Raw genomic sequence first — 11,764 nt, forward strand, 5'->3', positions numbered from 1 at the left:
AGATGTGTGTGTAAATACAGATGGTATAGGGCAAAAACATAACCTAATTTATAATTTTATAAATTTAGGCTATGATAAGTACTTATAAACCATTTAGCCAGGCTGTACCAGTTATTTTTAAATGTTTAATATGCTGCGTTCTGGTATGTTGTGCATTTAAAAATGAAGATAATTTAACCTCCTGGATAAGAATTAATCAGTTGGGTTATTTGCCAAATGGGGTTAAGGTGGCCATATGGGTAAGCAAGGAAACCGCTGTTCCCTCAAAGTTTGAGGTGATAAATGCTAAAACGGGAGAAACGGTATTTAGTTCGGATGTTGGAAAAGTATTTGGTGCCTACGGGCCTTTTAACCATTGTTTACGTTTAAATTTTAGCTCATTCAAAACAATAGGCAGTTATTATATCAAATGCGGGTCTGCAACTTCGCCGGTGATCCGTATTGATAATAACGTTTACTCGGGTACAGCAGATTTTAGTTTGCGTTATATGCGGCAGCAACGCAGCGGCTTTAATCCGTTTTTAAAAGACTCCTGCCATACAACTGATGGGTATACCATGTATGGTCCCATGCCCGATAGTACACGGATCAATGTGTGGGGCGGATGGCATGATGCCACAGATTATTTGCAATACGTTACCACATCGGCCAATGCAACCTATCACTTACTGGCAGCGTACCGCGATTTTCCGGATGTGTTTGCGGATAAATATTTGGCCAATGGCCTTGACGGAACAAACGGCAGTGCTGATGTACTGGATGAGGCACGCTGGGGATTAACATGGCTGTTAAAAATGCACCCCCGTAATGACTGGATGTTTACACAGTTGGCCGATGACCGCGATCACCACGGATTCAGGCTGCCAACCAAAGACTCGGTAGATTATGGCGTTGGACCGGGGCGGGGTCGTCCTGTGTATTTTGCTACAGGCAAACCCCAGGGGCTGGGTAATTATAAAAATCAAACCACAGGCGTCGCTTCCGCAGCGGGTAAGTTTGCCGGTGCATTTGCGCTTGGGGCAATGCTGTATAAAAAAGCAGACCCGGTATTGTCTCATTTGTTTTTTGAAAAAGCCCAGTCAGCGTATCAGCTTGGATTAAACAAACCCGGCGTGGCACAAACAGCACCAAACCGCGAACCCTATTATTATGAAGAAGATAACTGGGTTGACGATATGGAACTGGCCGCCGCCGCCCTTTACCAGCTTACCGGTAACAAAAAATATGAACTCCAGTCGTTTAATTATGGCACTCAAGAAAAAGTAACCCCATGGATGGGAGCCGATACCGCGCGGCATTATCAATGGTACCCGTTTCATAACTTCGGTCATTACGAATTGGCGAAGAAAGAAAGCGCGTTAAAAAAAGCGGAATTGATAAGCTACTATAAACAAGGTATTGAACGTGTATGGGTTAAGGCCCGCAACAATGGTTTTTATAGGGGAGTGCCTTTTATCTGGTGCTCTAATAATTTGACAACATCATTTGCCATACAATGTTATTTGTATCGTAAGTTAAGTAACGATCAGCAATTTGCCGAATTAGAGCAGGCCTGTTTGGATTGGTTGCTGGGATGCAACCCCTGGGGAAAATGTATGATATATGGTTTGCCGGGCAGTAACGATTCGCCGTTATTTCCGCACTCATCCCTGGCATATTTATATCATTACCCGCTTGACGGTGCATTGGTTGACGGGCCGGTGTATGGTAGTATCTTTAAAAGGCTTCGTGGGTTAAAGCTATTGCAGCCTGATAAATATGCGGATTTTCAGTCAGACCTGGTGGTGTACCACGATGATACCGGCGATTACAGCACCAATGAACCCACAATGGACGGCACAGCGTCATTGATATATTTAATGGCGGCTAAGGAACATGAGGCAGGTAATATATCATCACAAAAAGTACCGGTAAAAGTAAAAGGCGCCATGATCCGCGGCAGCCGGGCTACAAAAAAACTTGCGCTGGTTTTTACCGGCGACGAATTTGCAGACGGGGGCTTGTACATTGCAAATACCTTAAAAGAGCAACACATTCATGGTTCATTCTTTTTAACCGGCAATTTTTATCGCAATCAAAAGTTTAATGCCATTATTCAAAAACTTAAAATTAATGGAAATTATCTGGGTTCGCACAGTGATAAACATTTGTTGTATTGCGACTGGCAAAAGCAGGACAGCTTGCTGGTAACACACCAGCAATTTAAAGACGATCTGTTAAACAGCTACAGTGAATTAAAGCGATGGGGTACTGATAAACGGCAGGCCCGTTATTTTTTGCCGCCGTATGAGTGGTATAATGACTCCATTGCAAAATGGACCGGCGAACTGGGGTTGCAGCTTGTTGATTTTACCCCAGGTACGCGCAGTAACGCTGATTATACTTATCCCGAAATGGGTAGCAAATATGTAAACAGTGAGGCTGTATATAAATCAATTGTTGATTATGAACAAGCTTCGGTCAACGGCTTAAATGGTTTTATACTGTTGGTTCATATAGGTACTGACCCGCGCAGAAAAGACAAGTTTTATCTTTATCTACCTAAACTTATCAATGAGTTAAAAAGCCGGGGATATCAATTTGTTAAAATTAACGAACTTATAGAAGGCGTTGAAACTGTAAACGAAAAGACTTAAATAAAGCTTTTTACGAATAAACAGGATATTCGCCGCAGGTAAACGAAATTTGAATTGAATATGCTGTAAACAAGCTTAATTTGCACTGGTCATTTACATAGTTACTTAATCTTTGAAAATATGAAAAAGGGAATTTTAAAATGGGCAGTTATCATGCTGATCATTTCGGTGTGCAGTTTGTCAAGGGATTCTTTCGGGCAAGAACCCAAAACAATAAAGAATATCGTGTTGGTACATGGCGCATTTGTGGATGGGTCAGGCTGGCAGGCGGTTTATCATATCCTCACACAACGCGGATATAATGTATCTGTAACGCAACATACACTACTGTCTTACACTGCGGACGTAGCTGCCGTTAACAGGATCATTGACCAGCAAGATGGACCTTGTATTTTGGTTGGCCATAGTTATGGAGGGGCAGTAATAACTACCGCCGGCAACAATCCAAAGGTTGTAGGGCTGGTTTACATCGCAGCACACGCCCCGGATGCAGGGGAATCCGAAGCCGGCAATGGCAAGGCCTATCCATCAGTCTACAAGTCATTAATAAAGGGAAGTGACGGTATGGATTATATAGACCCCAAAATGTTTGCAACCGATTTTGCAGGAGAGGTTACGCCGGATTTGGCCAACTTTATGGCAGTTTCGCAAACACCCACTGCCGATAGCGCCTTTCATGCCGTTATCACAAAACCCGCATGGAAAACAAAGCCTGTTTGGTGTATGGTTGCTAAATCCGACAGGATCATTAACCCTGACCTGGAGTGGATGTATGCCAAAAGGGCTAAAAGTGTTAAGACCGTTGAGGTGGAAGGGGCAAGCCATAGCGTTTATATTACCCATCCAAAAGAAGCGGCGGACTTGATAATTTCCGCAACCAAAAGAAATTAATCGATTCTATTAACCGTAGTTCGTGGGAATATTAATATTCCCACGAACTTAATGTTATTTTAGATCGGCGACGATATATCAGTACTCAGTGGCACCAATGTCAAAAGCCTTACCTGAAGGGCGTTTAGTACCGTAATAATCAGAACTTACACCATATGTTAAAGCATTTGCCCCGGTGTTGATAAGCGGAGATGACGACTGCAGGTGGAAATTATCCGAGCTGTAATTTACAAATTTACATGTGCTTACACTTTTACCAATATAATTATTGGCGGCTGTAAGCTTAACACTCCTGCTTATTCTTATGATTGAAAGTGCTGTCTCCGACTGTATAATTACGTTGTTAATAACGGTATTCATCGGTATGGTTTCGGAATTTAATTTTATACCTCCTAAAACCGATCCAATGATGGTATTATTAATAAATTGAAAATAAGGCCCCGGAGTGTATCTTGAATCTGCAAAAATGCCGTAAGACTTTGAATTTAGAATAAAGTTATTAAACACCACGTTATCCCCAAGTCCAAGGACAATAATGCCATTGCCAGGTGCATTCTTAACCAGGTTATTGTAACATTTACCGCCGGTGCCTTCACCTATTTGTATACCGTTATTTTGGTAGGCAGCAAAAGGACGTAACCCTGGATTCTTTACCGTATTGTTATAGATTTCGCATCCTGAAGTAGCACTACCAACCTGAATACCTTCACAGCCGGTTGAATCAATAATGTTTTTGTATATTTTAACATTTACTATATTATGAGGTAAAACCTTGCCACAAGCAAGTGACATCCCATTGGCATAAAAGGAATTTCCTACATAAAATCCTTCGCCGCCCGTTTTGTGAATATAGTTGTTATGAAGAATTATATTTCTCATCGTAAAATGGCCGCGCCATGTGGCCGGATCACATGATGGATCGGTTTTTGCCATAATGCCCGCAAATCCGCAATTCCGGACTTCAACATTTGTGATCTCAAAATCTGAGCTCAGATCATCCATTGTCATGCCCAGGTTTCCGCCATTTAGGTTAAACCCATATGTAATACCCGGAGCCCCATTTCCTAATATTTTAAAGTATTGGCAATTTTTTGTCTTAAAAGCGTATGAAGCGGTAATAGCTGTTGAAATGGTTACTTTACCTCCTTTATTAATAATAATGATAGGCTTTGCCGCAGTCCCTTTGAAATTTTTAAGCAGTAAAGGGCCCCTTTTTCCGGCAGGGATACATATGGTAGAGCCTGCTGGTATCTTGGCTCCGTCAACTATCTCTTCAGCGGGCAGAATAGTGTAAGTACAGTTAGTGATGGCTTCATTGCTCAGGTTTGCAATTGTTGTATCCTGAGTTGGAGCTGAGCTTGGCGCTCTTTCAATTTGATTTGTACTTTTAGTACACATTACAAAAGATGATATAACCAGCATGCCAGCTATCAGGCGTAATAAGCAATTTTTATTGTTCATCTGTAAATTTAAGTTAGAACATAATATGTTTAACTCACAGTCGTCATATCTCCGGCTTTTCCATATCTCCGGCTTTCTGGCTTGCAAAGTCAGTCCTTATACGTTACTTTTTATATATAGTTGTTTAAACATGTGAGAATAAATTAATCGTCGATTCTTGGTTGAAGCATCTTGTCGTGGCTTATTGTCGGTGTAATCATCACACCATATTCACAAGTAAGGAAGTGGCGTAGTGGTAGCGTGTGTCCAGGCTTAAATTCATTTAGGTATTTTCATTTTATTTAAGCACATTTAGCGTCAAATGCTGTCGCGTTAACCAGGCAGCACAGCTAACTTAATTAAACCATTTTTTATCCATTCCATAATTATCACAAAATAAAATGAATGCTTCGCCTGCTTATCCTGATTCGAAAAAACATTATCCAATTTTAGACGGTTTGCGCGGTGTGGCCGCGCTGCTGGTAGTGGCTTTTCACGTGTTGGAAACCTACTCTGGTAACCGCTTTAACCAGATCATTAATCATGGCTACCTGGCGGTTGATTTCTTTTTTCTGCTCTCGGGTTTTGTGGTAGCTTATGCTTATGATGATCGCTGGGGAAAAATGAGCCAATGGGATTTTTACAAACGCAGGCTTATCAGGCTGCAGCCCATGGTTATTATGGGCACGGTAATTGGCGCCTTGCTTTTTTATTTCCAGGCCAGCCCGGCGTTTCCGCTGATAGAGGGTACGCCTGTTTGGCAGTTGCTGCTGGTAATGGTGGTTGGTTTTACGATGATTCCGCTGCCTATATCTATGGATATACGTGGCTGGCAGGAAATGCATCCGTTGGATGGCCCCGCTTGGTCGTTGTTTTTTGAATATATCGCCAATATTTTATATGCGCTGTTTTTTCGCAAAATTTCTCAAAAGGCGCTTGCGGTGCTGGTTTTGATATTTGCCGGTTTTCTTGTTCGTTATTTGGTGATGGGCCCTCAAGGCGATGTTATCGGCGGGTGGAGTATTAATAAAGCCCAGCTTAATATTGGCTTTTTGCGGTTGCTTTATCCGTTTTTTGCAGGGATCCTGCTTTCGCGCATGGGCAAGCTCATTCGTATAAAAGGCGCCTTTACCGTATGTAGCGTGTTGATAGCCCTCGTTTTATTTATACCCAGGATTGGCGGTAGCACGCAGCTGTGGATGAACGGTTTATATGAGTCGTTTACTATTATATTGATGTTTCCGCTTATTGTTGCCATTGGTGCGGGTGGCCATATAAACAATAAGTTTTCGGCAAAGATATGCCGGTTTTTTGGAGATATATCATATCCTATTTATATCACCCATTACCCACTCATATACCTGTACACGGGTTGGGTTGCAAAAAATAAAGTACCCATGGAACATGGTATTTGGTTTGGCCTGCTTTTGTTTGTTGTTAGTGTTGCTATTGCTTACGCTTCGCTAAAATTATATGACGAACCTGTAAGAAAATGGCTTGCGAAGCGCTTCCTGGTAAAAAAAATGGTGGCGGCAGATGTTTTAGCTTAACGGTAACTATTGATCAGTTTTTTAATTTGATTTTGCTGTGAAGAAATAACAAGGCTAAGTAAACTACATGGCCGCTTAATCCATTTGGAAGATCCCGGAAGGACTGATCAATGTTTAATAATGTCCTTTATTGTCTTACCCTGATTTTCAATTTAGTTACCCTGGTGTTTCATGATGTATTCAGCCACCTGCCGCTCTTCGTCATCATCCAAACCAAACCCGTTAAACGTCCAGTCTTTTAACCCGGGCTGGTTAAAAGTCATATCACCTATATACTTGTTCTCAATAGCCTGGGCGAAAAGTTGATACACTTCATTATGCTGTGCGCCGCCATCTGTTTCAACAGGTTCAGCGATGATGGTCCTATCTCCGCCGATTGTAGAATGTAATTTTATGGTTATTGAATTTGCCATTTTACTTTTTAATTGGTTAGACAATTTTACGGCGTAATTGTTTAAAAAAACAATGATATTAGTTAAATATATCATTGGCTGCCTGGCCGAACGCATCTTCTTACTGATGTTATTAAGATCCGCTGTGTAAACAAATTGGTTGTTTTGATTTATCTCCCTTTATCAAATATGTGGGTTTTAAAGCAAAATTGACACTATTTTAAGTTTGACAAGGCTTCGCTTTTCCTTGCTAAAAAGTTGGGATCGGCAAGATCTATATTATCGTAGCCATAATCCGGAAAAACCTATCGACAGTGTGGGCAAAGAAATAATCTGATTGAATCACTAACGTTTTTCTTAATGTTTTTGATGTAATAAAGTACCTGTTTTTGGTTCATTAATTTATCAAACTGATTCAATGCTTGCCAAAAAAATCAAGTAGCGCTCTTGCCGTTTGATCCGGATGCTCTTCCGGCAAAAAATGGCCGCAATCAAAAGCAATTCCCTTTACATTTTTAGCTTTTGATTGCCAGACTTTCATTACATCAAAAGTTGCCCACATACTGTTCTTGCTCCATAACAATAAGGTCGGACACGTAATTTTCTTCTCTTTATCAGCTTCATCGTGCAACAGGTCAATTGAGGCAGCAGCTCTAAATTCTTCGCATGTAGCCCGGATGGCTTCTTTAGTAAAGCAACGCCCATATTCACTCATGGCTTCATTGGTAGGGATGCCTTTCGTACCACTCCAATGTTCAATGCACCAACGGAGATAGAATGATGATTCGCTGCCTATCAGACGCTCAGGCAAGTCATCATCCTGTATGGAAAAAAACCAGTTAAATGCATTAGTAGCGATCTTTTTATCAACATTTTCAAAAGCTGTACTGGTGGGTATAATATCCAGTAAAGCAAGTTTTTCAACCTTTTCCGGGTGGTCAAGTGCCATGCGATGCGCTACACGGGCCCCGCGGTCGTGTCCAACAACTCCAAATGTATTAAAACCCAGATGTTTCATTACCTCTACCTGATCTTGTGCCATTGTGCGTTTAGCATAAGCCAGATGTTCCGCATCGCCAAAGGGTTTTGAACTGTCTCCAAAACCGCGAAGGTCGGTGCATACAACCGTAAATTGTTCGGAGAGTATTAGTGCAACCTGGTGCCAGCAAACGTGTGTTTGCGGGTAGCCATGTAAAAATAAGATTGGATAACCTTGGCCGGCCCGAACGAGATTGATGGTTATATCCTTAATCCTGATTTGTTCCCGGCTAAAATTGTCAAACATAGAAACTTTAAGTTACTCAAATTCAAATAACAAGAAACTTCAGATATGGTTCAGATAAATAGCAGGAAATTGAACTTTTATGGCCACTAATGACTGTATGGAAACTTTAACTATAATCTGCCACATACTTTCAAAAATAACCTGTTTATGATCTGAACAAGATTTTAGCACATAAAAGGTTAACAACCAATGCAGCTGTTAACCTTTTATATGCTATGCGAAATCCGAAGGTTACCCGAAATTCGGGATGTTACTTTCATCCATGTAAACGATCTCCCATTGGTGACCATCGGGGTCGGCAAAGCTGTGTTGGTACATCCAGCCATGATCCTGCGCCTCGGCGTATATGGCGCCGCCCAGTTCTTGCGCTTTGGCTATAGTTTGCTGTACCTCTTCTTTTGATGTCGCGTCCAGCGCCAATAAAACCTCGGTGCTTTTATGGGCATCGCTTACTTCCTTTTTGGTGAATGTTTTAAAATAAGCTTCGGTAAGCATCATCACATAGATATGTTCGCTCACTACCATACAGGCGGCCTTTTCGTCGCTAAACTGGGGGTTGAAGCTGTAGCCAAGTCCGTTAAAAAATGCCTTCGACCTTTCCAGGTCCTTAACAGGCAGGTTGATGAAAATTTTTGTTGCCATGATTTAAATTTTTTATTGTTGTTGATGGCACAAAGTTGCGGCAACCATTTTTCTAAAAAATTTACATATGTTGAGAAAGACAAAAAAAATTATTTATTCGCAAAAAATATCCTGCTCAGCTGCGTAGGGGTAACGCCAAGGTAGGCAGCGATATGCTGTTTCTTTAACCGTTTAACCAATCCGGGGTACTTCTGCAAAAAAATATCGTAGTTGGTTTTGGCCGATTCGTATCGCAGCGACACCTCGTACGGCTCCTTTTCAATGATCCAGTGCTGCTCCATATAACGGATATAAAACGCGGCGATATCGGGGTAAATGCTAACCAGCTTTTTAAATTCCATGAAATTATATTCCAGCACCTGGGTATCCTCCAGCGCTTTTATAGTGAAGTTGCTGGGCGTCTGTGTAAGCGTTGCTGTCATCGAGCCGGCAATGCGGTTTTCGGGGAAGAAATATTTTACCACCATATCGCCATTATCGGCGGTGTAATACTGATAAAACAGGCCCTTCACTATAAAAGCTACTTTTTTGGGCGCTTGGCCTTCGGTAACAAAATAGTCGCCCTTATGGTAAGTTTTTTCGCGCAGCAATGCCGCCCACGCTGTTTCTGCCTGCGGCGAGAGATCAGCATAGGTTTTAATCTTTTGAAAAAAGACGTCAAAACGCATAAGGTAAAAATAGAAATATTTGGCGTTTTGGTAAACCCAACATTTATTATTACTTACCGGCATAATACCCCGTCGCAGCCGGTTCATCATTGCGCCTGAATTGATAAAAAAAATAGACATTGTTTTAGCAGTACTATCTTTACGGTTCTCAAAACAATTAAGCGGTACGATCGTAGCATGAAGAATATCAATACCAAACGAATTTATGACGAAGCCTTTTAAAGTAACTGTTCCTCAGGAGGTACTGAACGACTTAAAAGTCCGGTTGGAACGAACCCGCTGGCCTGATGAAATATCCGGTTCAGATTGGGCCTACGGAGCGAACCTCTCTTATATAAAATCTTTAATTGAGTACTGGCACGATACATTCAACTGGCGCAAAATTGAAGATGAGATCAATGCCTATCCAAATTTCAGGGTCGAAATTGAAGGCATCAACATTCACTATATGCATATTAAAGGAAAAGGTAAAAGACCGGTACCGTTAATTATAACACATGGCTGGCCTGGATCTTTTCTCGAAATGATGAAACTGATTCCTTTACTTACAGAAAATTCCGACTTTTCTTTTGATCTGGTTATTCCCTCAATTCCGGGTTTTGGTTTTTCCGATAAAGTTAATCAACCGGGGTGTAATAGCGCTTTCGTTGCGGATTTATGGCATAAACTGATGACAGGGCTTGGTTACGAACAATACGGCGCTCAGGGCGGGGACATCGGTTCAGGAGTCAGTTCCTGGCTGGCATTAAGATATCCTGAACATGTAACCGGTCTGCACCTTAATTACATAGCAGGCTCGTATAAGCCCTATATTCCCGAGGGGGAACAACTGACTCCGGATGTTTACGCTTTTCAGAAGACCGGTTCAATATGGACCGACAAAGAAGGTGCCTACGCTCATATGCACGCTACAAAACCGCTTACCGCTGCCTACGGGTTGAATGATTCGCCGGCCGGTTTATGTGCATGGATAGTAGAGAAATTCAACGGCTGGAGTGATAACAAGGGCAATATAGAGCATACTTTTACAAAAGATGAACTGCTTGCTAATGTTACCTTATACTGGGTTACACAAACAATTCATTCATCAATGCGTATTTACAACGAGAACAGCCAAAAGCCATTGGCATTCGGCAAGAACGACTTTGTAAAAATACCGGTTGGTTTTGCCAGTTTTCCAAAGGAGTTGCCAACGCCGCCCCGGGCATATATCGAAAAGGGGTTTAATATTCAGCGTTGGACAGCTATGCCGGAGGGCGGCCACTTCGCAGCCGTTGAGCAACCACAGTTATTGGCTAAGGATATTATAGATTTCTTCAGCGGCATCAGCTAATTTAAATCCGATGTGATTACTACGGTATTGGCCTGGTAGATATGGCGGTAGGCATCCTCCACCGGAATTTGAATTAATGGTTGAGCTGTTCGCCGGGGATCGCGTCAAAAAAACCGTAAGTCAATCATAGGTCAACTTATGGTAAGTAATTTAGTGGAGGCAAGGGGATTGAGTTAGAACCAAATCATTCTTTAAAGCCTGAAAATGAAGATTATTTGTTGTTAATTAAAGACCTACTTGACGCTGTTGAGGAAATGGAAAATTCTATAAACAAGATTAGCTTTATATAAGTTTTTTATAAAATTAACTATAGGACATAATGAGCTTTTTGAAAAGAATATTTGGAAAACAAAGCGTAAAACCTGATACTGGGGCTATGCCGAAACGTAGTCTGAATCTACAATTTGAACCAATACCACAAAACGGAGAAAGGTTTGCAGAACAATTTGTCAATGCTGTTAAAAAAAATGAAAATAAAGAATTAAACTATTCTTTTGACACCTTGGAATTCGTTGATAACTTTTTACAGCGTTTTAGCGATGATGGTCTTACTGTAAATGACTTTGCAGAAACCATATTTGTAGCAGGGGCATATGTCGGTCAAGTTATGGTAAATAGTAACAATGGTATGTGGATTGATCAAAAAGAAGTTAGTGATTTACCTCAAAATATATCAATGATGCCGATTGTTATAAAATTACCCAATAACAATATTGCTGACCCAATAGCAAAAGCTTTTAAAAGATTCCATTATGGCACCACTGATAGCATAACATATTTTTATCAGGTTATGACAGAATAACACTTGCGCTATACTCTATAACAAAAAAAGTAAGCCAAACATACATTCAACTTACGGTAAGTGATCTGTGGGGCCGGTACCACCAACAGGGTCAGGGGATCAGGTTCGGCGATATGCCGAACAGT

10 protein-coding genes are annotated in these 11,764 nt (G+C 41.3%); 5 read left to right on the forward strand and 5 right to left on the reverse strand.

Annotated elements, in window-relative coordinates; all coding sequences use genetic code 11:
• The first annotated feature begins 71 nt into the window (after nt 1-71).
• Together J2W55_RS06755 and J2W55_RS06760 are read left to right on the forward strand one after the other, a co-directional pair.
• Nucleotides 72-2,636, forward strand: coding sequence for a bifunctional glycoside hydrolase family 9 protein/polysaccharide deacetylase (locus J2W55_RS06755; RefSeq protein ID WP_310093390.1), 2,565 nt, complete (start codon nt 72-74; stop codon nt 2,634-2,636).
• A 120-nt stretch (nt 2,637-2,756) separates the two neighbouring features.
• Nucleotides 2,757-3,527 (forward strand): alpha/beta hydrolase, encoded by a 771-nt coding sequence (locus tag J2W55_RS06760; RefSeq protein WP_310093393.1) that lies wholly within the window; start codon nt 2,757-2,759, stop codon nt 3,525-3,527.
• Between the two features lie 78 nt (nt 3,528-3,605).
• Here the strand turns inward: J2W55_RS06760 and J2W55_RS06765 are convergent, their stop codons facing one another.
• Nucleotides 3,606-4,988, reverse strand: coding sequence for a right-handed parallel beta-helix repeat-containing protein (locus J2W55_RS06765; RefSeq protein WP_310093395.1), 1,383 nt, complete (start codon nt 4,986-4,988; stop codon nt 3,606-3,608).
• A 380-nt stretch (nt 4,989-5,368) separates the two neighbouring features.
• On the opposite strand from J2W55_RS06765, the gene J2W55_RS06770 reads away from it, so the two are divergent.
• Nucleotides 5,369-6,517 carry an acyltransferase family protein gene (locus tag J2W55_RS06770; protein WP_310093397.1) on the forward strand — a complete coding sequence of 383 codons (1,149 nt, stop codon included), beginning with the start codon at nt 5,369-5,371 and terminating at the stop codon, nt 6,515-6,517.
• A gap of 152 nt (nt 6,518-6,669) precedes the next feature.
• Here the strand turns inward: J2W55_RS06770 and J2W55_RS06775 are convergent, their stop codons facing one another.
• From J2W55_RS06775 to J2W55_RS06790, 4 genes are all read right to left on the reverse strand, one after another.
• Complete coding sequence (locus J2W55_RS06775; RefSeq protein ID WP_310093398.1) at nt 6,670-6,930, reverse strand: hypothetical protein; 261 nt, start codon at nt 6,928-6,930, stop codon at nt 6,670-6,672.
• A gap of 394 nt (nt 6,931-7,324) precedes the next feature.
• Nucleotides 7,325-8,194, reverse strand: a complete 870-nt coding sequence (locus tag J2W55_RS06780) for an alpha/beta fold hydrolase (RefSeq protein WP_310093400.1) — start codon at nt 8,192-8,194, stop codon at nt 7,325-7,327.
• Nucleotides 8,195-8,425: 231 nt separating this feature from the next.
• A complete protein-coding gene (locus J2W55_RS06785) occupies nt 8,426-8,836 on the reverse strand; it encodes a VOC family protein (RefSeq protein ID WP_310093404.1) in 411 nt (136 codons plus the stop codon).
• Nucleotides 8,837-8,925: 89 nt separating this feature from the next.
• Nucleotides 8,926-9,624: a Crp/Fnr family transcriptional regulator gene (locus tag J2W55_RS06790; protein WP_310093407.1), complete on the reverse strand. Its 699-nt coding sequence runs from the start codon at nt 9,622-9,624 to the stop codon at nt 8,926-8,928.
• An 85-nt stretch (nt 9,625-9,709) separates the two neighbouring features.
• Here J2W55_RS06790 and J2W55_RS06795 point away from each other — a divergent pair, with 85 nt between their 5' ends.
• Together J2W55_RS06795 and J2W55_RS06800 are read left to right on the forward strand one after the other, a co-directional pair.
• The gene (locus J2W55_RS06795) at nt 9,710-10,837 is read left to right on the forward strand and encodes an epoxide hydrolase family protein (RefSeq protein WP_310093408.1); all 1,128 of its coding nucleotides are present in this window, start codon (nt 9,710-9,712) and stop codon (nt 10,835-10,837) included.
• Between the two features lie 319 nt (nt 10,838-11,156).
• The gene (locus J2W55_RS06800; RefSeq protein WP_310093410.1) at nt 11,157-11,639 is read left to right on the forward strand and encodes a hypothetical protein; all 483 of its coding nucleotides are present in this window, start codon (nt 11,157-11,159) and stop codon (nt 11,637-11,639) included.
• Nucleotides 11,640-11,764 lie beyond the last annotated feature (125 nt).

This window comes from Mucilaginibacter pocheonensis (assembly GCF_031456535.1).
Lineage (GTDB): Bacteria > Bacteroidota > Bacteroidia > Sphingobacteriales > Sphingobacteriaceae > Mucilaginibacter > Mucilaginibacter pocheonensis.

Excerpts from the sequence above, each read along its gene's own strand:
- J2W55_RS06795 (WP_310093408.1), top strand. The coding sequence starts at position 9,710 with ATGACGAAGCCTTTTAAAGTAACTGTTCCTCAGGAGGTACTGAACGAC.
- J2W55_RS06780 (WP_310093400.1), bottom strand. The coding sequence starts at position 8,194 with ATGTTTGACAATTTTAGCCGGGAACAAATCAGGATTAAGGATATAACC.
- J2W55_RS06755 (WP_310093390.1), top strand. The coding sequence starts at position 72 with ATGATAAGTACTTATAAACCATTTAGCCAGGCTGTACCAGTTATTTTT.
- J2W55_RS06765 (WP_310093395.1), bottom strand. The coding sequence starts at position 4,988 with ATGAACAATAAAAATTGCTTATTACGCCTGATAGCTGGCATGCTGGTT.
- J2W55_RS06800 (WP_310093410.1), top strand. The coding sequence starts at position 11,157 with ATGAGCTTTTTGAAAAGAATATTTGGAAAACAAAGCGTAAAACCTGAT.
- J2W55_RS06775 (WP_310093398.1), bottom strand. The coding sequence starts at position 6,930 with ATGGCAAATTCAATAACCATAAAATTACATTCTACAATCGGCGGAGAT.
- J2W55_RS06790 (WP_310093407.1), bottom strand. The coding sequence starts at position 9,624 with ATGTCTATTTTTTTTATCAATTCAGGCGCAATGATGAACCGGCTGCGA.
- J2W55_RS06785 (WP_310093404.1), bottom strand. The coding sequence starts at position 8,836 with ATGGCAACAAAAATTTTCATCAACCTGCCTGTTAAGGACCTGGAAAGG.
- J2W55_RS06760 (WP_310093393.1), top strand. The coding sequence starts at position 2,757 with ATGAAAAAGGGAATTTTAAAATGGGCAGTTATCATGCTGATCATTTCG.
- J2W55_RS06770 (WP_310093397.1), top strand. The coding sequence starts at position 5,369 with ATGAATGCTTCGCCTGCTTATCCTGATTCGAAAAAACATTATCCAATT.